The 24,734-nt window shown below is 65.5% G+C and carries 21 protein-coding genes and 1 pseudogene; 18 read left to right on the plus strand and 4 right to left on the minus strand.

The window, feature by feature from the left end:
- Positions 1 to 434 precede the first annotated feature (434 nt).
- The 8 genes from NVV93_RS07305 to gstA all read left to right on the plus strand — a co-directional run bounded on the left by NVV93_RS07305 (position 435) and on the right by gstA (position 8,753).
- Positions 435 to 1,517: a YCF48-related protein gene (locus tag NVV93_RS07305; protein WP_258253767.1), complete on the plus strand. Its 1,083-nt coding sequence runs from the start codon at positions 435 to 437 to the stop codon at positions 1,515 to 1,517.
- Positions 1,514 to 3,952 (plus strand): RND family transporter, encoded by a 2,439-nt coding sequence (locus NVV93_RS07310; protein WP_258253768.1) that lies wholly within the window; start codon positions 1,514 to 1,516, stop codon positions 3,950 to 3,952. The genes NVV93_RS07305 and NVV93_RS07310 overlap by 4 nt, the downstream gene beginning before the upstream one ends.
- Positions 3,953 to 4,009: 57 nt before the next feature.
- Positions 4,010 to 5,410: a Rieske 2Fe-2S domain-containing protein gene (locus NVV93_RS07315; RefSeq protein WP_258253769.1), complete on the plus strand. Its 1,401-nt coding sequence runs from the start codon at positions 4,010 to 4,012 to the stop codon at positions 5,408 to 5,410.
- Entirely contained in the window at positions 5,410 to 5,913 is a 504-nt protein-coding gene (locus NVV93_RS07320; protein ID WP_258253770.1) for an aromatic-ring-hydroxylating dioxygenase subunit beta, read from the plus strand. Before NVV93_RS07315 ends, NVV93_RS07320 begins: the two co-directional genes overlap by 1 nt.
- A 24-nt stretch (positions 5,914 to 5,937) precedes the next feature.
- Positions 5,938 to 6,153, plus strand: coding sequence for a ferredoxin (locus NVV93_RS07325; RefSeq protein ID WP_258253771.1), 216 nt, complete (start codon positions 5,938 to 5,940; stop codon positions 6,151 to 6,153).
- A gap of 15 nt (positions 6,154 to 6,168) precedes the next feature.
- Entirely contained in the window at positions 6,169 to 6,708 is a 540-nt protein-coding gene (locus NVV93_RS07330; protein WP_258253772.1) for a VOC family protein, read from the plus strand.
- Between the two features lie 65 nt (positions 6,709 to 6,773).
- Positions 6,774 to 7,727, plus strand: a complete 954-nt coding sequence (locus NVV93_RS07335; RefSeq protein WP_258253773.1) for a VOC family protein — start codon at positions 6,774 to 6,776, stop codon at positions 7,725 to 7,727.
- 420 nt (positions 7,728 to 8,147) lie between these two features.
- Positions 8,148 to 8,753: a glutathione transferase GstA gene (gene gstA / locus NVV93_RS07340; protein WP_258253774.1), complete on the plus strand. Its 606-nt coding sequence runs from the start codon at positions 8,148 to 8,150 to the stop codon at positions 8,751 to 8,753.
- A 60-nt stretch (positions 8,754 to 8,813) separates the two neighbouring features.
- On the opposite strand, the gene NVV93_RS07345 is transcribed toward gstA, so the two are convergent.
- Positions 8,814 to 10,079 carry an MFS transporter gene (locus NVV93_RS07345; RefSeq protein ID WP_258253775.1) on the minus strand — a complete coding sequence of 422 codons (1,266 nt, stop codon included), beginning with the start codon at positions 10,077 to 10,079 and terminating at the stop codon, positions 8,814 to 8,816.
- Between the two features lie 359 nt (positions 10,080 to 10,438).
- Between NVV93_RS07345 and NVV93_RS07350 the strand changes: the two genes are divergently transcribed.
- The 10 genes from NVV93_RS07350 to NVV93_RS07395 all read left to right on the plus strand — a co-directional run bounded on the left by NVV93_RS07350 (position 10,439) and on the right by NVV93_RS07395 (position 20,859).
- Positions 10,439 to 11,410, plus strand: a complete 972-nt coding sequence (locus NVV93_RS07350) for a VOC family protein (RefSeq protein WP_258253776.1) — start codon at positions 10,439 to 10,441, stop codon at positions 11,408 to 11,410.
- A 256-nt stretch (positions 11,411 to 11,666) separates the two neighbouring features.
- The gene (locus NVV93_RS07355; RefSeq protein ID WP_258253777.1) at positions 11,667 to 13,007 is read left to right on the plus strand and encodes an alpha/beta fold hydrolase; all 1,341 of its coding nucleotides are present in this window, start codon (positions 11,667 to 11,669) and stop codon (positions 13,005 to 13,007) included.
- Between the two features lie 18 nt (positions 13,008 to 13,025).
- Positions 13,026 to 13,856 carry an alpha/beta fold hydrolase gene (locus NVV93_RS07360; RefSeq protein ID WP_258253778.1) on the plus strand — a complete coding sequence of 277 codons (831 nt, stop codon included), beginning with the start codon at positions 13,026 to 13,028 and terminating at the stop codon, positions 13,854 to 13,856.
- Between the two features lie 187 nt (positions 13,857 to 14,043).
- The gene (locus NVV93_RS07365) at positions 14,044 to 15,174 is read left to right on the plus strand and encodes an FAD-dependent oxidoreductase (protein ID WP_258253779.1); all 1,131 of its coding nucleotides are present in this window, start codon (positions 14,044 to 14,046) and stop codon (positions 15,172 to 15,174) included.
- Positions 15,175 to 15,221: 47 nt separating this feature from the next.
- Positions 15,222 to 16,004, plus strand: a complete 783-nt coding sequence (gene dmpE, locus NVV93_RS07370) for a 2-oxopent-4-enoate hydratase (protein ID WP_258254308.1) — start codon at positions 15,222 to 15,224, stop codon at positions 16,002 to 16,004.
- A 69-nt stretch (positions 16,005 to 16,073) separates the two neighbouring features.
- Entirely contained in the window at positions 16,074 to 16,808 is a 735-nt protein-coding gene (locus tag NVV93_RS07375; RefSeq protein WP_258253780.1) for a hypothetical protein, read from the plus strand.
- Between the two features lie 156 nt (positions 16,809 to 16,964).
- Positions 16,965 to 17,189, plus strand: a complete 225-nt coding sequence (locus tag NVV93_RS07380) for a hypothetical protein (protein WP_258253781.1) — start codon at positions 16,965 to 16,967, stop codon at positions 17,187 to 17,189.
- 97 nt (positions 17,190 to 17,286) lie between these two features.
- Positions 17,287 to 18,225, plus strand: coding sequence for an acetaldehyde dehydrogenase (acetylating) (locus tag NVV93_RS07385; protein ID WP_258253782.1), 939 nt, complete (start codon positions 17,287 to 17,289; stop codon positions 18,223 to 18,225).
- A 10-nt stretch (positions 18,226 to 18,235) separates the two neighbouring features.
- Positions 18,236 to 19,258 carry a 4-hydroxy-2-oxovalerate aldolase gene (gene dmpG, locus NVV93_RS07390; protein ID WP_258253783.1) on the plus strand — a complete coding sequence of 341 codons (1,023 nt, stop codon included), beginning with the start codon at positions 18,236 to 18,238 and terminating at the stop codon, positions 19,256 to 19,258.
- A gap of 416 nt (positions 19,259 to 19,674) precedes the next feature.
- The gene (locus NVV93_RS07395) at positions 19,675 to 20,859 is read left to right on the plus strand and encodes a multidrug effflux MFS transporter (RefSeq protein ID WP_258253784.1); all 1,185 of its coding nucleotides are present in this window, start codon (positions 19,675 to 19,677) and stop codon (positions 20,857 to 20,859) included.
- Between the two features lie 428 nt (positions 20,860 to 21,287).
- Here the strand turns inward: NVV93_RS07395 and NVV93_RS20165 are convergent, their stop codons facing one another.
- The 3 genes and pseudogenes from NVV93_RS20165 to NVV93_RS07405 form a co-directional block, all read right to left on the minus strand.
- Positions 21,288 to 22,151, minus strand: a complete 864-nt coding sequence (locus NVV93_RS20165) for a methyl-accepting chemotaxis protein (RefSeq protein WP_375162928.1) — start codon at positions 22,149 to 22,151, stop codon at positions 21,288 to 21,290.
- A 42-nt stretch (positions 22,152 to 22,193) separates the two neighbouring features.
- A pseudogene (locus NVV93_RS20170) lies at positions 22,194 to 23,339 on the minus strand (hypothetical protein); the annotation flags it as partial.
- A 168-nt stretch (positions 23,340 to 23,507) separates the two neighbouring features.
- Positions 23,508 to 24,734, minus strand: a complete 1,227-nt coding sequence (locus NVV93_RS07405; RefSeq protein ID WP_258253786.1) for an NAD(P)/FAD-dependent oxidoreductase — start codon at positions 24,732 to 24,734, stop codon at positions 23,508 to 23,510.

Below are 24,734 nucleotides of genomic sequence, written 5' to 3' on the forward strand. Positions count from 1 at the left end.
GCAGCGCTGTACAAAAAGGGGCCGCAAGGCCCCTTTTTCATTGGCAATGTTCCAGTTTGATCGTTCCCACGCTCTGCGTGGGAATGCCGCTACAAGACGCTCTGCGTCTGCGGGACGCGGAGCGTCCCCGGATCAGGTTCCCACGCTGGAGCGTAGGAACCATCAGCGTAACCCACCAACTCCTGGCCACGGAGTCCATGCCGGCACCGCTGGTGGGTTACGCCGCTACACGGCTAACCCACCCTATAAAAGCGGGGTGCAACACATCGCTGGGGCATGGCCTTTTCATGGCTGCATGCGGCGCTCCTAGCCCTGCATTTTCTAGATAACTGAATTAAAGGCCGGCGCGTAGCTGGTGCCGGAGCCACTCCATACACTCGGGCCACAACAGTCGGAGTCGCGACTGTGGCGAACAACAACAAGAGGCAATGCCCATGAGCTGCAAATTCGACAAGGCGCGCCGCGGCGTGCTCGGGGCGGTGCTGTGTGGACTGTCTGCCTGCGCCGTCGCATCGGTGCCGGCCGCTGAAGTCGGCGAGCCTGCCAGCCGCGCGGCGCTGGCCTCCAGTCAGGCGGAAAAATCAGTGCTGCTGGGTGCTGCCCGCACGGGTAGTGATCGCCTGGTTTCCGTTGGCGAACGTGGTCTGGTGTTGCTGTCCGACGACAGTGGTGCGCACTGGCGCCAGGCTGTCGTGCCGGTCAGTGTGACGCTCACCGCCGTGCGTTTCGCCGGCCAGCAGGGCGTCGCGGTCGGCCACGCCGGTGTGGTCCTGACCAGCGGCGATGGTGGCGAGACCTGGGTACAGCGTCTGGATGGCCGCCGCGCGGCCGAAGTGGCGATGCGCGACGCCCAGGCGAGCAAGGACGAACAGTTGATCTACAGCGCCCAACTGCTGGTCGACGAAGGCCCGGACAAACCGTTCCTCGATGCCACCATCGGTGCCGACGGCCAACTGCTGGTGGTCGGTGCCTACGGCATGGTCTTCGCCTCGCCGGACATGGGGCAGAGCTGGAATTCCTGGAGCGGGCGCCTGGACAATCCCACCGGCTTGCACCTCTACGCAGTGCGCCAACGCGGCCAAGCGCTGCTGGTCGCCGGCGAGCGCGGCCTGGTGCTGAGCTCGGTGGACGGCGGTGCCAGCTTCAAGCGCCTGGAAGTGCCCTATCAGGGCAGTCTGTTTACGGCCGAGCTGCCGGGCGATGGCGACATGGTTGTCGCCGGCCTCAAGGGCAGCCTGCTGCGCAGCCGCGATGGCGGGGCCAGTTGGCAGCGCCTGGACGCCGCCGATGCCTCTTCCTTCACCGCTTCGACCCTGGGGCGTGACGGTTCGCTCTATCTGGTGACCCAGGCCGGCCATGTGCTCGGTCTGCAACGGGACGGGCTGGTGCAGTTGAGCAGCCAGGCCATGCCCTCGCTCAACGGCATCCTGCCGGTCAATCCGCAAAGCGTCGTGCTGCTCAGCAACCTCGGCCTGACCACGCTGCAGCTGAACGCCGGCACGGAGGCGCAGCCATGAACCTCAATGTCACTCCGCCGGAACGTACCCCGATGACCGATTTCGATCCCCGCTCCGGTTCGCTGGTCGAGCGTGCGATCTTCAACCACCGACTGATCGTCGTGGTGCTGTGCGCACTGCTCACGCTGTTCTTCGCCGGTCAGTTGCGCCACCTGCAACTGGCGGCCAGCTTCGAGAAGATGATTCCGCAGGCTCACGCCTACATCCAGAACTTCACCGCCCACCAGAAGGATCTGGTTGGCCTGGGCAACGCCGTGCGCATCGCCCTGGCCAACCCCAAGGGCAGCATTTATGACGCTAGCTACATGGAGGCGCTGCGCGAGCTGAATGACGATCTGTTCCTGACGCCCGGTGTCAACCGGATGCAGATGAAGTCGCTGTGGACGCCGTCGACCCGTTGGGCCGGCGTGACCGAGGATGGTCTGGAGGGTGGTCCGGTGATTCCGGACGGTTACAACGGATCAAAGGCCAGCCTTGAGCAACTCGCGGCCAACCTGGCGCGTTCCGGCGAGATCGGTCGCCTGGTCGCCAACGACTTCCGCTCCTCGGCGATCTTCCTGCCGCTGTTGGCCACTGATGCCAAAGGGCAGCCGCTGGACTACACCGCACTGGCGGCGTCCCTCGAGGGGCTGCGCGCCAAGTACGAGGCGCGTGGCTTCGAGCTGCACATCACCGGCTTCGCCAAGCTGATCGGTGATCTGATCGACGGCGTGCGCAGCGTGCTGCTGTTCTTCCTTATCACCCTGGCCCTAAGTAGCGCGGTGCTCTACTGGTTCACCCGCTGCTGGCGCTCCACCGCTGCGGTGGTGATCGCCTCGCTGATCGCCGTGGTCTGGCAGCTCGGCATGCTGCCGACCCTGGGCTACGCCCTCGATCCCTATTCGATCCTGGTGCCGTTCCTGGTGTTCGCCATCGGTATGAGCCATGGCTCGCAGAAGATGAACGGCATCCTGCAGGACGTCGGTCGCGGGGTCTGCAAGCTGACGGCCGCGCGCCTGACCTTCCGTCGCCTGTTCGGCGCCGGCCTGGCGGCGCTGGTGATCGATGCCGTGGGCTTCGGCGTGTTGCTGGTGATCGACATCGAGGTGATCCGCGAGCTGGCGCTGGCCGCCTCCATCGGCGTCGGCATTCTGATCTTCACCAACCTGATCCTGCTGCCGGTGATCCTCAGCTATGTCGGGGTTTCGCCGCTGGCCGCCAAGCGTAGCCTGCGCGCCGAGCATGCCGATCAGGGCGGGGCGGCCAAGCATCCGCTGTGGCGTTTTCTCGATCGGTTCACCGAGCGGCGCTGGGCCATTGGTGCGATTGTCGGCAGCCTGGTGCTGGCCGCTGCCGGCTGGACCGTCGCCAGTCACCTGCAGATCGGCGACCTCGATCCGGGCGCTCCGGAACTGCGCCAGGACAGCCGCTACAACCGCGACATGGCCTTCATGAACAGCCGCTACGGCGCCTCCAGCGACGTGCTGGCGGTGATGGTGAAGACCCCCGCCGGTTACTGCTCGGCCAAGGCAACCCTGAACAAGATCGACGCCCTGGAGTGGCAGCTGCGCCAGCTGGACGGCGTGGAGAGCACCGATACCCTGGCCCTGCTGAGTCGGCGCATGAGTGCCGCGCTGAACGAGGGCAATCCCAAGTGGTACGACTTCGTGCCCAACCAGGACATGCTCAACACCATCACCGCCAGTGCGCCGCGCGGGCTGTACGACGACAGCTGCTCGCTGCTGACGCTGTACGTCTACCTGGCCGACCACAAGGCCGCCACCCTGTCGCGCGTCGTCGACCACGTCGAGCGCTTCGCGGTGGAGAACAACACCGACGAGGTGCAGTTCCTCCTGGCGGCCGGTAGCGCCGGTATCGAGGCGGCGACCAACATGGTGGTAAGCGACGCATGGCGGCAGATGAATATGCTGGTCTATGCCATCGTCGCCCTGTTGGCGTTGATCACCTTCCGCTCCTGGCGCGCGGTGGTCGTTGCGGTGCTGCCGCTGATGCTCACCTCGCTGCTGGCCGAGGCGCTGATGGTCGCCCTGGGCATGGGCGTGAAGGTGGCCACCCTTCCGGTGATCGCCCTAGGCGTGGGCATCGGTGTCGACTACGCGCTGTACATCCTGTCGGTGATGCTGGTGCAGCTGAAGAGCGGCCAGCCGCTGTCGGTGGCCTATTACCGCTCGCTGATCTTCACCGGCAAGGTGGTGATGCTGACCGGGATAACCCTGTCGCTCGGTGTCGCCACCTGGCTGGCCAGCCCGATCAAGTTCCAGGCTGACATGGGGGCATTGCTGGCGTTTATGTTCCTGTGGAACATGCTCGGCGCTCTGGTACTGGTGCCGGCGCTGTCGGTGTTCCTGCTGAAACCCAAGCAGGCTCGGGAAACGAAACAAGCGGGCGTGGCCACCGAAGTGGGCGCGCAGGTGCTGGAGCGAGCGGGCCATTAGCCGACCCGCCGCAAGGCCCATGACCAATAAGAATAAGTAGTGAGGAGGTAACCCAAGATGAATTACGACCTGATCTATCCAGGCAACCCCGACCAGTATCTGGACGATCTCTGCCAGCGTGTCTCGCAAGGCATGGACGAAGGCCTGCTGCCCATCGAGGTGTTCCGTGACGACGCCGTATTCAAGGCGGAGATGGAGCGCATCTTCACGCGCAACTGGATCTTCGTCGCGCATGTCTCGGAGATCCCCAATAAGGGCGACTACGTGCTGCGGCGTATGGGCATCGACAAGGTCATCGTCACCCGTGACGACGACGACCAGATCAACGTGATGCTCAACCATTGCCGCCACCGTGGCACCGAGCTGTGCCACCAGGACAAGGGCAATACCAAGCACTTCAAGTGCCCCTACCACGGCTGGGTCTACCGCAACAACGGCGACTGGGCCGGCGCGCCGCACATGCGCGACGCCTACGGCGGCCCGCTGGACAAGAAGGAGTGGGGCCTGCTCAAGGCGGCCAAGGTCGAGGCCATCCACGGTTTCGTGTTCGCCTCGCTGAGCGAGGAAGTGCCGCCGCTGCGCGAGTACCTCGGCGGCGCGGCCTGGATGATGGACGCCATCTTCGGCCTGCACCCGGACGGCATGAAGGTGCTCAAGGAACCGGAGCGCTTCATCGTCAAGGCCGACTGGAAGAGCGGCGCGGAGAACTTCAGCGGCGACGCCTATCACGTCAGCACAGCGCACCTGTCGGCGGCGCTGTCGGAGTTCATTCCCGGGGTCAACCAGGTCAGCAGCATGGCCAGCGGCTACGACTTCGGCAACGGCAACAGCTTCATCGGCCACGCGCTGCCGGAGCTGATCGCACCGATGTTCGACATGTGGGGCTACACGCCCGAGCAGCGCGCCCAGTTCGACCTGTCCAATCTCGACGAGGTGCAGTTGGAGATGCTCAAGACGGTGCCGCCGACCATCGGCACCATCTTCCCTAACTTCAGCTTCCTGCGCTTCCCGCAGCCGGACGTGCCAGGGCAGATGCCGATTCCCTTCACCAGCATCCGCATGTGGCAGCCGGTGGCGCCGGGGGTGATGGAGCTGTGGAACTACGAGCTGGAATACGCCTGCCTGCCCGAGGACTTCCATGCCCGCGCCTATATGGCCGGCCAGTTCGGCTTCGGTTCCGGCGGCATCTTCGAGCAGGACGACACCGCAGTCTGGGAAGGCATCGCCAAGGTGGCGTCCAGCCCGTGGACCCGCTCCAAGGGCATGCGCCTGCACTACCAGCAGAAGCGCGGCGGGCCGGATCCGGACTGGAAGGGGCCGGGCGAGTTCCACCCGTCGGTCTACGGCGAGTACAGCCAGGAGCGCTTCTGGCGCCGCTGGGTGAAAGAGATGACCGAAGGCAAGTCGGCGCCGCGTTCGACTGCCGACAAGTGCCTGGGCGAAGGGGAGTGTGAGTGATGAGCAACCTGCATGAATTGCGCGAGATCGCCTCGGACTTCCTCGCCCGCGAGGCGTTGATCCTCGATGAACGTCGCTTCCGCGACTGGTTCGCCCTGCTCGACGACGAGATCGATTACGACGTGCCGATCCGCATCGCCATGCGCGACTACGCCGACGAGTTCCCCGAAGGCGCGTTCCGCATCAAGGACTGCAAGGCGCATATCCAGACCCGCATCGCCCGTCTGGAAAGCGACCACGCCTGGGCCGAAGTGCCGCCGTCGCGCACCCTGCGGCTGGTCGGCAGCGTGCTGGTGGAGGCCACCGAGCGCCCTGACGTGATCTCGGTGATCAGCGCGCTGATGCTGTATCGCCAGCGTGGCCACGATGAACTGGGCGATGTGATCCCGGTGCGCCGCCACGACCTGCTGCGCATCACCGATGGCGGCCTTAAGTTGCTCAAGCGCAAGGCGCTGATCACCCATGCCGTGCTGCATACGCCCAACCTCGGCGTATTCCTGTAACACCCAGAACAAGAGAACAGAGTGATGGCGACTGAGAGAGTTGAAGTGATCCTGGACACCCAGAAGTGCCAGGGCTATGGCCTGTGCCTGGGGGCGGACGACGTCTTCGAGCTGGATGCGGCGGCCAATATCGCCCATCTCAAGCAGCGTTTCGTCGACATCGCGCGCAAGGGCGAGTTCGAGCAACTGGTGCGCGACTGCCCGGCGGCCGCCATCAGCCTGCGTGTGATTCAAGAGTGAGGACTGGAGCAAGCCATGAGTGATATCGCCAAGAACCTGATCGGTCGCAAGTTCGACCAGATCTGCTTCGTCGTCCCGGACATCGAAGCGGCCATGCAAATGTGGACGAAGACCAACGGCGTCGAGGTGTGGAACGTCGCCTACGACCTGGCCAAGGAGCAGACCCAGAAGGAATACCGCGGCCAGCCGGGCGACTTCCAGTTCAGCTGCGCCTATGGCTTCGCCGGCGACACCCTGATCGAGCTGGCCCGCCACGACGGCGGCAGCAGCCTGTACAAGGACTGGATCGACAGCCGCGGCTACGGCCCGCACCACATCGGTTTCCGTCAGTCCAGCGCCGAGGAATACGCCCAGGCCGAGCAGCATTACCTGGAGCAGGGCCTGGAGAAAGCCATGGCCGGCTTCTTCGAGGGGCCGTTCGGCAACTGCCGCTGGAGCTACTGGGATACCCGCGAGCTGATCGGTTTCTACACCGAGCTGTATTACGTCGATGGCGAGCTGGACGAGCGCATGGCCGCCCTGCGCCGTGGCGAGAACGTCAGCATCACCTCGTGACCGACCTGCGACCGCCGCACGCGGCGGTCGCGGACGCCGCCCATCCGAATTCGGAGCACCCCTATATGAACATCCTCGGACCCGATGCAGTGGTCTTCGGCGTCGACGACCTCGACGTCGCCATCCAGTACATGACCGACTTCGGTCTCAAGGACGCCGGCCTGGTGCGCGACGGCCGCCTGTTCGAAACCCTCGACGGCACCGGCGTGATCATTGCCGCCAGCAATGACCCGGCGCTGCCGGCACCGCTGAGCCCGGCCAATAAGGCGCGCAAGATCATCTATGGCGTCGCCGATCAGCAGAGCCTCGACGAGATCGCCGCCGAACTGGGCAAGGACCGCGAGGTCAAGCGCCTGGCCGATGGCGCGCTCGAGGCGCTCGACGACATGGGTATCACCCTGGCGTTCCAGCTGACCCGGCGCCGCGAGATCAACCTGCCCGCCGAGGCGATCAACGCCCCCGGTGCACCGCTGCAGCGCCCAATCAACGTGCTCGGTGTCGACGACAGCCACGTCGGGCTGCCGCGCAGTCTCGGCCACTTCGCCCTGTTCGTGCCGGATCTGGCCAAGGCCGAGGCCTTCTACGTCGAGCGCCTGCAGTTCCGCGTCAACGACCGTCTCGGCGGTGGCCCGTTCATGCGTTCCAAGGGCACCTACGAACACCACACCATGTTCCTGATCCAGACCCCGCCGCAGGTCAAGGGCGTCGAACACATGGCCTTCCACCTGGCCGGGCCCAGCGAAGTCATGCAGGCCGGCAACCGTTTCCTCGCCAAGGGGCACAACAGCTACTGGGGCCCGGGCCGCCATGGCTTCGGCTCCAACTGGTTCTGGTACTTCGAAAGCCCGCTGGCCTGCCGCTTCGAGTACGACGCCGACATGGACAAGCACGACGACAACTGGGTGCCGCGCGACAAGCCACTGCACGCCGACAACGCCCAGTCCTACCTGCTGGAAATGCAGCGCGAGAACTGGGCGCCGTTCAACGGCCCACGCAAGCCGAGCGGCCCCGCAGCCTGATTCGGCACCGCCGCAAGCCGAGGCTCTGGCCTCGGCTTTCTTTTGCCAATGTCCCGGTTACGTGTTCGGGCTGTCAGCACATGCCGAACCTGTAGGAGCGAATTCATTCGCGATCCGCGGTGCTGGATAGCCCGCAATCGCGAATGAATTCGCTCCTACCCAGGCGACAAGCGCGTAGCCCGGATGCAATCCGGGAATCAGGCCACGCGATATGCGGAATTATTTGATCGTTCCCACGCTCTGCGTGGGAATGCCGCTACAGACGCTCTGCGTCTGCGGGACGCGGAGCGCCCCCGGATCAGGTTCCCACGCTGGAGCGTGGGAACCATCGGAAACCAGTCTTTTGCCCGTCAGATTCCCACCTGCCTACCCATCCGCCAGCGGCGCAGTGCGTGCCCTGGCCTTTACTGGAGCACCTCGATGAAACTCTTCTACAAAGCCGGCGCCTGCTCGCTCAGCCCGCATATCGCCCTCGCCGAATCCGGCCTGCCCTTCGAAACCGAGGCGGTGGATCTGCCGACCAAGCGCACCGCCAGCGGTGCCGACTACCTGGCGATCAATCCCAAGGGCTACGTCCCGGCACTGCTGCTCGACTCCGGCGAGTTGCTCACCGAAGGTCCGGCCATCGTCCAGTACATCGCCGATCTGGTGCCGGACAAGCAGCTGGCGCCGGCCAACGGCACGCTCGACCGTTATCGCATGCAGAGCTGGCTGCACTTCATCGGTAGCGAGCTGCAGAAATCCTGCGCCGCCTTCTTCAATCCCATGGCCAAGGACGACTGGAAAGGCGCGGCCCGCGTCAATCTGGAGAAGCGCCTGGCCTATATCGACGAGCAGTTGGCAGACCGCGACTACCTGGTTGGCGGGGCGTTCAGCGTGGCCGACGGCTACCTGTTCACCGCGCTGAGCTGGATGGCGAAGATCGACATCGACCTGTCGCGCTGGCCGCGCCTGCCGGCCTACCAAGCGCGCATTGGCGCGCGCCCGGCGGTACGGGCTGCGCTCAGCGCGGAGGCGCTGGCCTGAGAACCTGTTTGCGATCTCCTGTCCGTCGGCCATACCGCGTTAAAAACAGGTTCGGAATGCTCATTTACGGCTCGTAAACTGCGCTTCCTCGCCTGTTTTTGCCTTGTCTGGCTCTAGTCCAAAAGATCGTAAACAGGTTCTGGATCTGGCCCACAGGCAGTAGGCGGCCAGCAGCAGCCCCGCGGCGGTCAGCGTCGGCGGGGCGCCGAAGTGCTGGGCGCAGAGCCCGAGCAGCAGGCCGCCGAGGGCATCGAAGCCGAAACGGGTGGCGCTGAAGATGGCCACCACCCGGCCGCGCAGCGCATCCGGGGCGGCGTTTTGCAGGGCGATGTTGCTGCCCAGGTTGTTGCCGGCGATGGCGAAGCCGAGCAGCGCCATGGCCGGCAGCGCCAGCCACAGTTGGGCGCTGGCGGCGAACAGCAGCAGGGCGACGGCGCAGAGGCCGGCGCACAGATGGATCAGCCGGGGCAGCGCCTGGGGCGCGCGCAGGCGGGCCAGCAACAGGCTGGCGAGCAGGGCGCCCAGCCCGGCGGCGCCCCACAGCCAGCCGAGGGTGCGCGCGTCGCCGCTGAAGATGTCGCGGGCGAACACCGGCAGCAGCGCCGCATACCCGGAAGCGCACAGGTTGACCGCCAGCACGCTGAGCATCAGCGCACGCACCTGCGGGGTGCCGCGCACATAATCCAGACCCTCGACCAGCAGGCTGCGCAGCGAGCCGGCGCTGCGCGGCGTCGGCGCCATGCGCACGTAGCTTAGGGCCAGCAGCAGCGGCAGGAAGCCCAGGGCATTGAAGGCGAAGCACAGCGCCTCGCCGAACAGGCCGAGGATCAGCCCGGCGAGTGGCGGGCCGACGAAGCGCGCCAGGGTGAACAGGCTGGCGTTGAGCGCCAGCGCATTGGCCAGGTCGTCGCGCTCCTCGACCAGGGCGCCGACCAGTGACAGGCGCAGCGGAGTGTCGAAGGCGTTGAGCACGCCGAGCAGGGTGGCCAGCGCCACCAGGCCGAGCGGGGTGATCAGCCCGAGCGCGGTGAGCGCGGCGAGGGCGATGGCCTGCAGGCACAGCAGGCTCTCGACGATCATCAATAGGCGGCGCTTGTCGTGGCGGTCGATCCAGGCGCCGACCAGCGGGCCGATCAGTAACTGCGGCAGCAGCCCCAGGCAGGTGACCAGGCCGAGCAGCGCGATGGAATCGCTCAGCCGGTAGATCAGCCAGGCCTGGGCGACCTGTTGCGCCCAGAGCCCCAGGGTGGAAATGCCCTGGGCGGCGAAATACAGACGGAAGTTGCGATGGCGCAGGGCGCGCAAAGCGTCGGGCCAATCGTGCATGGCGCTCTTCTTATTTCTCGCGGGAGAACGGTCGGGCGGCCCGCAACAACCTGTAGTTATGCAGGCCGAGCGGCGGCGGATGGGTGTGCAAATACGCGCTCAGCATATATCGCTCGCGGCCCGCGAAGCCTTGCAATTGTTGGATATCTGCCTTGAGGGAATCCCTCTGGCTCGATCACGGGGTGCTTCATAAGATGCCATCCAATCAATAAGGCGAAGACTCGAAGAGTGTCCGAAGTGTCTGCCAAGTTTTAACAGGACTGCGCGGAAGTTATGCATTCGGGCGCTTTGGAAGTTGGCTTGAAGTTGCAGCGTTGAGACGTAACAGAAGAGCAACAAGAACCAGCAGGAAGACAATCATGGCAGCAGGCAAACCTTTTCGTTTCACCGGCGTCGAGTGCGTCAGGTTCGCGGTCGAGAACCTTGACGAAGCATGCCGCTTCGCCTCCGACTGGGGGCTTTCCTACGTCCCTTCCGCCGATCCGGAGGTGAAACTGTTCCGTGCCGTCGACGGCTCGGAAGTCCAGGTGGTCGCCGCCGACCCGGCGTGCATAGAGCGCACGCCGATCGGTGGCGGCAGCGGCCTGTGCGAGATCGTCTGGGGCGTGGAGGATCAGGCCACGCTGACGGCGCTGGCCGAGGACCTGGGACGGGATCGGCGCGCCGAACTGGACGCCAAGGGTGAGCTGCACAGCGTCGATGACCTGGGGATCAACCTGGCTTTCCGCATCGCCCAGCGCAAGCCGATGCCCTTCGAGGCCACCCGCTACAACGCGCCGGGCCAGCCGGAGCGCATTAACCGCCGCGCCGCTGCCTACAAGGTGGCCAAGCCGCGCGAAATCAGTCACATCGCCATTGGGGTGGACGACGCCGGCGAGGCCGCGCGTTTCTACATCGAGCGCCTGGGCTTCATCGTCTCCGATCGCTATGCCAACCGTGGCTTGTTCATGCGCTGCTCGCCGGCCGGCAACCACCACCACGTGTTCTTCATGAACGCCAAGGTGCCCGGTACGCGCTTCAACCACCTGGCCTTCAAGGTGCGCGACATCCACGAGGTGATCGGCGGTGGCCAGCATGTCGAGTCGCTGGGCTGGAAGACCTTCGCCGGGCCCGGTCGCCACATCATCTCCTCGGCCTGCTTCTGGTACTTCCAGACGCCGTTCGGCGGCTCCTGGGAATACGCGGCCGACGAGGACATCGTCACCGACGAATGGGAGTCGCAGGACTTCGCTGCCACCTCGCATGTCTTCACCGAGTGGACCTTCGGCCTGGAGAAGTCCGACGGCACCCTGAAAGGGCCGATCTCGGGGAGCAAGGAGAAGGCGCTCTAGCAGGCTGTTGAAAACGTAGCGAGCGAAGGCTAGACAAGGCGAAATCAGGCGAAAAAGCGCAGTCTACGAGTGGTAAATGAGCATTTTGAGCCTGATTTCAACGCGGTATAGCCGAGCGCAGTAGTTTTTCAACGGCCTGCTAATTCGCCGCTATCCCTCCCGAACCTGTCCGCCGCCTTGGCGGGGTCGCGCCAAACGCGGCTCCCCGCCGTGGCGAGGCGGACGCAGCATTCTGCCGGCAAGAAGGAAGTCTCTCGTGTCCGCATCACGCTCTAGCGAAACCCCTTACTGGATCGAACTGCTGGATTGCCAGGTCCGCCAGATCCAGGGCAAGTACCGCACCCGCATCATCGAGGCCGGTAGCGGCCCGGCGCTGCTCCTGCTGCATGGCACCGGTGGTCATGCGGAAAACTACGCACGCAACATCGCCGAGCTGGCGAAGCGCTTCCATGTCATCGCCATGGATTTTCTCTGGCACGGCAAGTCGCAGACCGAGGGCTTTGACCTCGAGATCATCCCCAGCCTGGTCGATCAGGTCGTCGATGTAATGGATCAGCTGGGCCTGGCCAAGGCTTTCGTCGAGGGCCAGTCGCTCGGCGGCTGGGTCGCCATGCAGCTGGCGTTGCAGCATCCCGAACGGGTGCGTGCGCTGGTGCTGACCACCACCATGGGTTATGCCCCGGACGAGGGGGCCATCCCCGGCTACGTCGAGCCGGACTGGGCGGCCAACCTGCCGAGTTCCCTGGAGGTATTGCGCGATCCCAGTTTCGACAATGTGCGCACGCGCATGGCGCGCATCCTGGCCAAGCCCGAGCGGCTGACCGACGAGGCGGTCATGGTGCGCCAGGCGCTCTATCGCCAGCCCGCCCTGGCCGCGGTGCAGCAGCCGTTCATCAGCGAGTACCTGGCCGGCAGCACCATCCGCCAGCACCTGGTCACCGATGCACTGGCCCGGCAGATCCGCCAGCCGACGCTGGTCTACTGGGGCGACGCCAACCGCACGCCGCCGGCCCTCGGCCAGCACATCGCTCGCCAGGTGCAGCACGGCACCTTCCATTGCGCGCAGGACACCGGGCACTGGGCCCAGTTCGAGAGCGCAGCCGAACACAACCAAGTGGTCGCGGCCTTCCTCGAGTCGCAACTGTCAGCGGAGCACAGCAACATGCCGACAAGCACCCTCAATCCGCTCGGGCGCTGGGAGATTCTCTCCTGGGAGCAGGCCTTCGACGATGGCCGTCGCGAGCTGCCGATGGGCGAGCAGCTGCAAGGCTTCATCCAGTACAGCGAGAGCGGCCACATGGCCTGCATGATCGCCAGGGCCGAGCGCGCCAAGTTCGTGACCGGTGGCCAGTGGGATGCTGGCGACGCGGAGAAGGCCGGCGCCTACAACAGCATGCTGGCCTATGGCGGCCGCTACGAGGTCAACGGTGACGTGATCACCCATCTGGTCGACATCAGCCTGTTCCCCAATTGGATCGGTGGCAGCCAGAAGCGCCGCTTCGAGGTCAATGCCGACGCCACCCTGACCCTCAGCGCCCGTCTCGAGGAAGGCACCCCCCAAGCCCGTACCGCGCGCCTCGTCTGGCGCCGCGCGTAACCTGAGGAAGATTCTGCGATGAACATGCAAACCAACCCCGAAATCGGCCAGTACATCCAAACCGGCTCCATCCTCACTAATTACCACGACATCGGCAGCGGTGAACCGGTGCTGCTGCTGCACGGCTCCGGGCCGGGTGTCAGCGCCTGGGCCAACTGGCGCTTGAGCATCCAGGGCCTCAAGGACGACTTCCGCCTGCTGGCGCCGGACCTAGCCGGCTTCGGTTACAGCCGCTCGCCGGCGGACATCGTCTATTCGCGGCAACTCTGGCTGGAGCAGATAGTCGCCTTCCTCGATGCCCTGGACATCGCCAAGGTCAACGTCGTCGGCAACTCGTTCGGCGGTTCCATGGCCCTGGCCCTGGCCATCCACCACCCCGAACGGGTCAACAAGCTGATCCTGATGGGTAGCGTCGGCGTGCCCTTCGAACTCACCCCGGGGCTGGACGCGGTATGGGGCTATACCCCGTCCGAGGACAACATGCGCGCCATCATGCGCATCTTCGCCTACGACCAGAAGCTGGTCGGCGACGACCTGGTGCGCATGCGCTACGAGGCGAGCAAGCGTGCCGGCGTGCACGAGGCCTATGAGGCGATGTTCTCGGCCCCGCGCCAGCGCTGGGTCGAGGCGATGGCCCACAGCGAGGCCGAGATCCGCGGCATCGGCCACAAGACCCTGCTGGTCCACGGTCGTGACGACAAGGTGATCCCACTGGCCACCTCGCTGACCCTGCAGCAGTGGATCGACGACAGCCAGCTGCACATCTTTGGTCGCTGTGGCCACTGGACCCAGATCGAGCACGCCGCCGCCTTCGGCCAACTGGTCGACAACTTCCTCAAGGGCGCCTGACAACCAGTCGTAGGGCGGGTTAGCCGCGTAGCGGCGTAACCCGCCATGGATGTCGGTAGGCATCCCTGTGGCCGGCCCTGCAACCGGTCGGTGGGTTACGGCCTGCGGCCTAACCCACCCTACGAAAATCAAGACATCAAAGGGCCGGATCAATAGTGCCCGACAACAAGAATCAAGGAATCCCACCATGGCCAAAGCTGTACAAAAGGCGCTGATCGTCGGCGCCGGAACGGCCGGCATGTCCGCTGCCATCACCCTGCGTCGCATCGGGGTCGAGGTCGACATGATCGACATCAACCCCAACTGGGGTGCTCTCGGCGCCGGTCTGACCATCACCGGGCCGACCCTGCGTGCCCTGCACCAGCTCGGCGTCTACCAGGACATGGTCGACGAGGCCTATGTCGGCGAAGGCATCCAGGTCTGCAACACCGAGGGTGAGCCGCTGCGCAAACTGGCCACGCCGATGCCCAGCGACAGCCCGACGCAAAGCAGCGGCGGCATCATGCGCCCGACCCTGCACCACATTCTCGCCCGCCACGCCCAGGCCGGCGGCGCGCCGATCCGCCTGGGCCTGAGCGTCGATGCGCTGGCGCAGGACGCCGAGGGCGTCGACGTGACTTTCAGCGACGGTAGTCAGGGCCGCTACGACATCGTGCTCGGCTCCGACGGGGTGTTCTCCAAGGTGCGCGGGCTGATCTTCCCTGGCGCGCCGAAGGCCGAGTACACCGGGCAGAGCTGCTGGCGCCTGTTCCTCGAGCGCCCGGCCAGCGTCGAGCGGCGCACCTACTTCCTCGGTGGCCCGCACAAAGTCGGCTTCACCCCGGTGTCGGCGACGCACATGTACATGTTCCTGCTCGAGCGCACCCCGCAGGTGTTCATCCAGCCGGAGCAGTTCCACGTCGAACTGGCCAAGCGCATGGAGAGCTATGGCGGGATCCTCGCCGAGATTCGCCAGTCGCTCTCGGAAAAGGACATTGCGGCGATCAACTTCCGCCCGCTGGAGGCCTTCATCCTGCCGGCTCCCTGGTATCAGGGCCGCGTCCTGCTGATCGGCGACTCCGCGCATCCAACCACCCCGCAACTGGCCTCCGGTGCCGGCATGGGCATCGAGGACGCCCTGGTCCTGGCCGAGGAGCTGCAGCGCGCGGACAGCGTCGAGCAGGCGTTCGCGCAGTTCATGGAACGCCGTGAGGCGCGCTGCCGCCTGGTCACCGAAAGCTCGATGGAGCTTGGCCGTCTGGAGCAGGCGCGTGCGCCGGTCGAGGCGCAGACCGCGGTGGTTGAACGGGCGCTGCTCAAGTTGAGCGAGCCCATCTGAGCACCGACCACCACGCATCCGAACAGCTACGAGGGGCAGACATGAGCATTCAAGAATCGCTGCTGCAAGGCATCAGTGCCGACCTATACAACGCCTTGCGCAGCGCCGAGGCGATCGCGCCGCTGACCGAGCAGTACCCGCAACTGAGCATCCGCGACGCCTACACCATCCAGCAGTACCTGATCGCCCAGCGTCTAGACGACGGCGAGCGGATCGTCGGCAAGAAGATCGGCGTGACCAGCCAGGCGGTGATGAACCTGCTGGGCGTCGACCAGCCGGACTTCGGCATCCTCACAGACGCGATGACCTTCAACTCCAGCGAGGCGATTCCGGCATCCACGCTGATCCAGCCCAAGGCCGAGGGCGAGATCGCCTTCGTGCTCAAGCACGACCTGTCTGGCCCGGGTGTCACCGTGGCCGACGTGCTGCGCGCCACCGAGGGGCTGATGGTCTGCTTCGAGATCGTCGACTCACGCATCCAGGACTGGAGGATCAAGATCCAGGACACCGTGGCGGACAACGCCTCGTGCGGGGTGTTCGTCCTCAGCGACCGGCTGGTGCCGGCCAACCAGATCGACCTGAGCCTGTGCGGCATGGTGCTGGAGAAGAACGGCGAGATCGTCGCCACCGGTGCCGGCGCCGCCTCGATGGGCTCGCCCGCGGTGGCGGTGGCCTGGCTGGCCAACACCCTCGGCCGCCTGGGCATGAGCCTGAAGGCCGGCGAGGTGATTTTGTCCGGCTCCCTGGGGCCGATGATTCCGGTGCGTGCCGGCGACAACCTGCGCGTTTCGATCGGTGGCCTCGGTAGCTGCTCGGTGCGTTTCAACTGACAGCGCGGCATGGCAGCGGCGCTCGCTGGCGGGCGCCACGCTGTCCATGGACGAGCAGGGAGCACAAGGATGGGCAGTCGCAAGGGGTTGGCGCTGGTCGGGATGCTGCTGTTGTCGATGTCCTGGCCAGTGGCTGCGGAGTATGGCGAGGCGGATCGCATCCAGGTGCTGCGCAGCGAGAGTTTTCGGGTGATCTCCAGCCTTCTGCTGGGCTATGACGCCCTCGCCGGCACCCTGGCGGGGGAGCAGCTTGGCGTCTCCCAGGGCAGCCTGGAGAAGATGACGGCGGCGCTGCGCGATCCGGCACTGCAGGAATTGCAGGACGCTTACGCGGCCTTCGTCACGGCGTTGAACGAACTGGAAGCGGAGCCTCGGCATGCCGCGCCGATGACGGTCAACCGACTGCTCACCGCGCAGGCGGCGCTGCTCGGCGCCGCCGACCGGCTCTATGCGCGGCTGACGCCCGGTGAGGCGCCGCTGAAGCGGCGTCTGCACGCGCTGAGCCTTGCCAGCGGGCAGGTGCTGATCCTCCACCAGATGCGTCCCTACGGCGGCCTGGTGGTTTATCCGGGACTGCCGCTGAACGAGGAGATGCTCGCGTCGCTCGATGCGCAGATCAACGCCGGTCTGGAGCAGCTGGCGGCCGAGGGTGTGCAGCCGGCGGAGGTGGACAGCCTGCGGCGCCGCTATCGGTTCGTGCGACCCAAACTTTTCGAGGCGCGCAAGGAGCTCGCCGGCTACGGCGTGGATCGCTACCTGGGCCAGAACATGGCGCGCCTCGACGCTTTGGCCGAGCCGTTGTGAAGCGCCGGACGCATGCGTTTTCGGAATAGCTGCTTTGCCCCGGGCTGTCTGGTTCACCGCGCTGCCCGGTTCGTATGCTGGCCATCGGCATAACGGCCCTGCATGCCGCACGGGCCGTATCGACCAGTCCTCGAACAATAACAAGGAGAACCTGGCATGAGCTTCGTGCTGAAAGAATCGATCCTGGCCGGAATCATCGGCGGCGTCATCGCCGCGTTCCTGGCTTTCGCCGTCAATCACTTCCTCGTGCCGTTCCCACAGAGCGTATTCGACAACTCGCTGGGCAACGGCATCAGCGGTTTCATCAGCGGCCTGCTCAGCGGTTTCGTCGGGGTCTTCCTGGTGTTGCGCAAGACCGGCCAGAACCACGCAGGCCGTTGAAAAACGTAGCGAGCCGAGCGCAGTAGTTTTTCAACGACCTGCTAGACACCCCGGGCCGGCGCTCGCTTGGCCTGCCATGAATGGCTGGAGTTCCACCATGCACAAGAAACTCAAGGTTGCCATCGTCGGCTCCGGCAACATCGGTACCGACTTGATGATCAAGGTGCTGCGCAATGCGCAGTACCTGGAAATGGGCGCCATGGTCGGTATCGACCCGGCGTCCGACGGTCTGGCGCGCGCAGCACGAATGGGCGTCGCCACTACCCACGAAGGCGTGGAAGGCCTGACCCGCCTGCCGATCTTTAACGAGATCGACTTCGTCTTCGATGCCACCAGTGCTGGCGCTCATGTGAAGAACGACGCGTTCCTGCGGGGCCACAAGCCCGGTCTTCGCCTGATCGACCTGACTCCGGCCGCAATAGGTCCCTATTGCGTGCCGGTGGTCAACCTGGAGCAGAACCTCAGCCAGTTGAACGTCAACATGGTCACCTGCGGTGGCCAGGCTACGATTCCGATGGTCGCCGCGGTGTCGCGGGTGGCCAAGGTCCATTACGCCGAGATCATCGCCTCGATCGCCAGCAAGTCCGCCGGCCCCGGCACGCGCGCCAACATCGACGAATTCACCGAGACCACCAGCAAGGCCATCGAAGTGATCGGTGGTGCGGCGAAAGGCAAGGCGATCATCGTCATGAACCCGGCCGAGCCACCGCTGATGATGCGCGACACGGTATTCGTGCTCAGCGAAGCGGCCGACCAGGCCAAGGTCGAAGCGAGCATCGTCGAGATGGCTGCAGCGGTGCAGGCCTACGTGCCGGGCTACCGCCTGAAGCAGAAGGTGCAGTTCGACGTGATCCCTGAGTCGGCGCCGCTGCACATCCCCGGCCACGGCCAGTTCAGCGGGCTGAAGACCTCGGTGTTCCTCGAAGTCGAAGGCGCCGCCCATTACCTGCCGGCCTACGCCGGCAACCTCGACATCATGACCTCCGCCGCGCTGGCCACCGCCGAGCGCATGGCGCAATCCATGCTCAAGGCTTGAGGGTACGACCATGAACGGTAAGAAAATCTACATCTCCGACGTGACCCTGCGCGACGGCAGTCACGCGATCCGCCACCAGTACCAGCTGGAGGACGTGCGCGCCATCGCCCGCGCGCTGGACGCGGCCAAGGTCGATTCCATCGAAGTCGCCCATGGCGACGGTCTGCAGGGCTCCTCGTTCAACTACGGCTTCGGCCGCCATACCGACCTCGAGTACATCGAGGCGGTGGCCGGCGAGCTCAAGCACGCCAAGATCGCCACCCTGCTGCTGCCCGGCATCGGCACCGTGCACGACCTGAAGGCCGCCTACGACGCCGGCGCGCGGGTGGTGCGCATCGCCACCCATTGCACCGAGGCGGATGTCTCCAAGCAGCACATCGAGTACGCCCGGCACCTGGGCATGGACACCGTCGGCTTCCTGATGATGAGCCACATGATCCCGGCAGAAAAACTCGCCGAGCAGGGCAAGCTGATGGAGAGCTACGGCGCGACCTGCATCTACATGGCCGACTCCGGCGGGGCGATGAACATGCAGGACATCCGCGACCGCATGCGCGCCTTCAAGGCCGTGCTCAAGCCGGAGACGCAGACCGGCATGCACGCGCACCACAACCTGTCCCTGGGCGTGGCCAACTCCATAGTCGCGGTGGAGGAAGGCTGCGATCGCATCGACGCCAGCCTCGCCGGCATGGGCGCCGGCGCCGGCAACGCGCCGCTGGAGGTGTTCATCGCCGCCGCCGAGCGCCTCGGCTGGAACCACGGCACCGACCTCTACCGCCTGATGGACGCCGCCGACGAACTGGTGCGCCCGCTGCAGGACCGCCCGGTGCGCGTCGACCGCGAGACCCTCGGCCTCGGCTACGCCGGGGTGTATTCGAGCTTCCTGCGCCACGCCGAAGTCGCCGCCGCCAAGTACGGCCTGAAGACCCTCGACATCCTCGTCGAGCTGGGTCGGCGGCGGATGGTCGGCGGCCAGGAAGACATGATCGTCGACGTGGCGCTGGACCTACTGGCGGCGCGCACGCCTGGCTGACCGATACGCGCTCCACTCCTGGCGCGGGAGGTTACATCCGATTGCCACACCCGGCCCTGTGCCGGGTTTTTTCTTGGCTATGTCCCGGTTACGTGCTGCATGGTCACGCCCGGAACACTGGTGTCCAGCCTTGGATCTACGGGTCTGACGCAGATTTTTTGTAGGAGCGGATTTATCCGCGATAGCCGACGCCGCGGATCGCGAATGAATTCGCTCCTACCGAAGCGCTGCAACCAGATTCGTAGGGCGGGTTTTTTGATCGTTCCCATGCTCTGCGTGGGAACGCCGCCACAGACGCTCTGCGTCTGCGGGACGCGGAGCATCCCCGGATCAGGTTCCCACGCTGGAGCGTGGGAACCATCGGAAACGCAGACATAGCCTTTTTCTTGCCACCCTTCACTCCAAGGAAATCTGCCTTGAACAGCACAACTACCGCCTTGCGTCCCATTCCCTTGCCACTGTTGTTCCTGCTCGGCAGCCTGGCGGCCATCGCGCCGCTGTCCACCGATATGTACCTGCCTGCGTTCGCTGCGATTCGTCAGGAAATCGGCCTGGCTGCTGGTGACGTGGAGTTAAGCTTCTCGTCCTATTTCATCGGCATGCTGATTGGCATGCTCTGCTATGGCCCGGTCAGCGATCGGATCGGTCGCAAGCTGCCACTGCTGGTCGGCCTCGGTCTGTACGTGCTCGCCGGTGCGGCGATCACCCAGGTCGACGGCCTGGGTAGCCTGGTGTTCTGGCGCTTCCTCCAGGGCCTGGGCGGTTGCGCCGGCGCGGTGCTGACCTTCGCCATCATCCGCGACCGCTGTGACATGTCGCAGAGCGCCCACAACATCTCCCTGCTGGTCCTGATCATGGGCGCCGCACCCATATTGGCGCCGCTGCTGGGCGGCTGGGTGATGGAGCTGGCCGGCTGGCGCAACGTGTTCAGCGCGTTGAGCCTGTTCGGCGTGGCGCTGTTTCTCTATGCGTTTGTGGTGCTCGACGAGCGGCCACTCGCCCACCACGGCGACAGCGGGTTTTTCGCGGTGCTGCGCGAATACCTGGACCTGCTGAAGTCCAGCCGCTTCATGACCTTCGTGCTGATCCAGGCGCTGGTGATGGGTGGGATGTTCAGCTACATCATTGGTTCGCCGTCCGTACTGATGGATATCCACGGCATCTCGCCAGGCCTGTTCGGCTACTTCTTCGGCGCCAACGCCATCGGTGTGATGCTCACCGGGCAGCTAAACCGTGCGCTGCTCAAGCGCTGCGCGCCGGTCGAGATTCTGCGGCGGGCGTTGTGGCTGCCGCTGCTCGGCGGCACGCTCCTGGTGATCGATGCGCAACTGGCCGCAAGCACCCTGTGGTTGGTGTTGCCGGGGTTCTTCCTCGCGGTGTGCAGCGTGGGCTTCGTCAATCCCAACGCGTCGGCGCTGGCCATGGCCGATCAGGGACGCCGCGCCGGCAAGGCTTCGGCGATCCTCAACGGCGCCATCTTCGGGTTCGGCATGCTTGCTGGCCTGCTGCTCAACCTGTGCTACACCGGCACCACCGCGCCGGTGGCCTGGTTGATGTTCGGCTGTGCCATGCTGGCCATCTACGTCGGCCGTCGTCTTTGAACAGCTTCTATTGATCCGGCCCTTTGATGTTTTGATTTTCGTAGGGTGGGTTAGGCCGCAGGCCGTAACCCACCGACCGGCCGCAGGGATGCCTGCCGACATCCATGTCGGGTTACGCCGCTACGCGGCTAACCCGCCCGACTAGGGCCTGCTAACACTACTGACGCGAGCCGCGTTGCAGCGAGAAATGGCCCCCGGTTAGGCGCAGGATGCAGGCAATGGTCATTCCCTTGGCAAGTCCTGCAACGACAGCGGGGGCCATTTCCCGCGCAACCCTGTGGGACGGGCCTGTTTTTGCGCGAAGCTGCGTTTCTCGATGCTCATTTGGAATGCCAAACCTTGCATCTCGCGCCTTGCCTCGCGCAAAAACTGGCTCCGGCGCGGCCGTGTCAGTAGCGTTAACAGGCCCTAAGCTCGCCCCGCGCTCATCAGGTGCGGAAGTCGGCCACTGCGGTGTTCAGCGTACCGCTCACCTGTTCCAGCTCGCGTACCGAGCCCTCCAGCTGACCGCTCGCCGCGCTGCTCTGTTCGGCGATCGCGCGGACCCGTTCCATGCTGTGGCCGACCTGCTCAGCTACCGTGCTCTGCTCTTCGGCGGCTGCGGCGATCTGCTGGCTCATCTGTTCCACGGTGGACACCGCCAGGCTGATGGCCTGTAGCGCCACGGAGGTATGGGCGGCCAGCTCGACGCTTTCGCGGGTCAGCGCCTGGCTGCTCTGCAGGCGCCCGGCAGCCTGCTCGGTGACCAGGCGCAACTGGCGGACGATGCTGGCGATTTCTTCCGTGGAGCCCTGGGTGTGATGGGCCAGTTGGCGCACTTCGTCAGCGACCACGGCGAAGCCGCAGCCATGCTCGCCAGCCCGCGCGGCCTCGATGGCAGCATTCAGCGCCAGCAGGTTGGTTTGTTCGGCGAGCGTGTTGATCACCTGCAGGACCTTGCCCACTGCGCTGCTTTCCAGCAGCAGTTGCTCCATCGCCTCGGTGCAGCCAGTCATTTCATGGGCCAGATGGTCGATCCGGTTATGTGCCTGGCGCACCAGTTCGTCACCGCGGCGTGCTTCACGGTTGGCCAGCAGCACCGCGTCGCAGGTCTCGCTGGCGTTACGCGCGACCTCCTGGGCGGTGGCGGTCATCTGCTGCATGGCGGTGGCCGCCAGCTCGGTCTCGACGTTCTGCTGCACGACGTCCTGGCTGGTGCGGTCGGCGACCTGGACCACGCCGCTAGTGGCCTGGTTGAGGCGTCCGACGCTCTGGCCGATGCGCCCGATCAGGCCGCGCAAGCTGTCAAGCATGCCCGCGACGCTGGCGATCAGCTGGCCCAGTTCGTCGCGGCGCCCGTCGTGGTCGATCTGTGCGCTGAGGTCGCCGGCGGCTACCTGGCGGGTGAGGGCCAGGGCCTGGCGTAGCGGCTGCAGGATCAGCTGGCGGATCAGCAGGGCGGCGCCGATGCCGAAGCCCAGCGCGAGCAGCAGGATCATCGCGAGCAATTGCGTAACCTGGCGGCTGGTCTGTTGCCAGTCGTGCTCCTGGGCGCTGGCGACCGCGGCGAGGCGGTTATCGACCTCATCGGCGGCGCTGCGCATTGCCGCTTGGCTGGCGCTGGCGCGCTCGCGGCTGGCGACGAAGCGGGCGAAGGCCGCACGATAGCCGGACAGTGCCTGGTTGGCTTGCTGCAGCGAGTCCTGTTCGTTGCCGTCCAGTTGCCGGGCCAGGCTGTCCATGTAGGTGAGCAGCTCGGTCATCCGGGTTTCCCAATCGTCGCGGGCGCGCAGGCTGTTCTCGTGGGCGTAGTACAGCTCGCTGTCACGCAGGGCGGCCAGCTTGTCGCGCAGCATCGAGCTCTGCTCCAGCAGCATCATGCGCTCCAGTTGGGCCGGCTGGCTTTGCTCGGCGAGTGCGTTGAGCGCGTCGAGCTGGTCGAGCAGTACGGCGGTGAAACGTTCGCCGAGGTTCTGGGCCAGCTCCTGCATGCTGACTCGCGCATCCCGCTCCTCCTGCTTGGCCTGGGCGTAGCGCTGGAACTGGCTGGCGTAGACGCTGGCGTCCTGGCTGGCCGCCGCCGCTTGGGGGAGCAGGGCGTGTTGCTGCAACAGGCCATTGAGCCGCTCGACGAGGTCGGCAACCCGCTGGCCAGCGTCAGCCGTCAGCGACAGGGCGAATGTCTTTTCCGCCTCGCGGGCCTGCAGCATCAGGGCGCGGGCGCCGCCGAGCTCGCGGATGGTGGCGCCGCGCTCCTCCAGGATGTGCAGGGCCTGAAAGGCGGTGAGGGCCACGGCGAGGGTCGACAGCAGCACCAGGCCAAAGCCGAGGGAGAGTTTGGCGCCTACCGACAGGTTGCCGAGTACACGAACGAGCATGGTCGTCTCCTTCTGGGGAGCTGGACGTTTCTTCTTATTGATCAGGCCCGCTGAAGTTTGAACTTTCAGCCGGCAGTCCGCAGTCGTAGGGCGGGTTAGTCGCGCAGCGGCGTAACCCGCCATGGATGTCGGCAGGCATCCCTGTGGCCGGCTCTGCGGCCGGTCGGTGGGTTACGGCCTGCGGCCTAACCCACCCTACGAAAATCAAGACATCAAAGGGCCGGATAAATATTGGGGGCATGGAAAACAGGGCAGGGCGCGAGGCCTCTGCCCTTGAAGGAAAGTTGTGGCTCAGCCGAGCAGGCTTTTCAGGTCGAAAGCCGGGTCGGCGGCTTGCTGCCGATCCGGCGAGATGCCGGCCGCCAGCAGCTTGCGACTGAGAATGTGCTCCAGTGGCTGATTGATCGAATCGACGGCGATCAAGGTGTCATCCCGGTAGTGGAGCACCGAGAAACGGCCTAGCTCGGGGTTGCCGCGGGTCACGCAAGCGGTACGGCCGATGGACAGGCCGACCATCTGCAGCTTGATCTCGCCCTGGTCGCTCCAGAACCAGGGCACGGCGTCGAAGTGCGCCTGGTTGCCGGTGATCTGCAGGGCGACGGTGCGCGCCTGGTCGTTGGCGTTCTGGATCGATTCCAGGCGCAGGCGGGCGTTGCCGGCGTAGCGGTTCTCGCAGGCCACGCAGTCGCCGATGGCGTAGACGTGCGTTGCCGAGGTGCGTAGCTGAGCGTCGACAAGGATGCCGTTGGCGCAGGCGATGCCGGCGGCTTCGGCCAGCTCACTGTTGGGCAGCGCGCCGGCGCCGACGATCACCAGGTCGGCCGGAAAATCGCCGCTGTCGGTGCGCACCGCAGTCACCTGGCCGTGGTCGCCGAGAAAGGCCTGCACGGTGCTGTTCAGCTCGATGACGATGCCCTTCTCGCGGTGCTTGCGGGTGATGTGCGCGGAGACTTCCGGCGCCACCGAGCGCTCCATGATGCGTGCGGCAGTTTCCAGCACGGTCACTTGCTTGCCGAGCGCGCGTGCCGTGACGGCGATTTCCAGGCCGATGAAGCCGCCGCCGACCACCACCAGAGCCTGGCAGTCGGCCAAGCGTCGGCGCAGGTCGCGGGCTTCGGCCAGGGTGCGCAGCGCCAGGATGCCGTCCAGCTCGTTGCCCGGCAGGGGCAGGCGGCGCGCGCGGGCGCCGGTGGCGAGGACCAGCTCGTCGTAGGTCAGGCTATTGCCGTCGGCCAGCGTCAGCCGGCGGGCGTTGGTGTCCAGCGCGCTGACCCGGCAACCGAGGCGCAGGTCGATGCGCTTCTCGCTGTAGAAGTCCTCGCTTTCGAGCAGCAGCTTCTTCTCCGCTTCGGGCGTGTCGCTGGCGATGAAGGCCTTGGACAGTGGCGGGCGGTGGTAAGGCAGATCGGCTTCGTCGCTGAGCAGGGTGATGCTGGCGTCGCAGTCCTGGGCACGCAGGGCGGCGGCGAGGCTGACTCCGCCGTGTCCGGCTCCGACGATAACGACATGTTTTGTCAT

The organism is Pseudomonas sp. LS44 (assembly GCF_024730785.1).
Taxonomy (GTDB): Bacteria; Pseudomonadota; Gammaproteobacteria; order Pseudomonadales; family Pseudomonadaceae; genus Aquipseudomonas.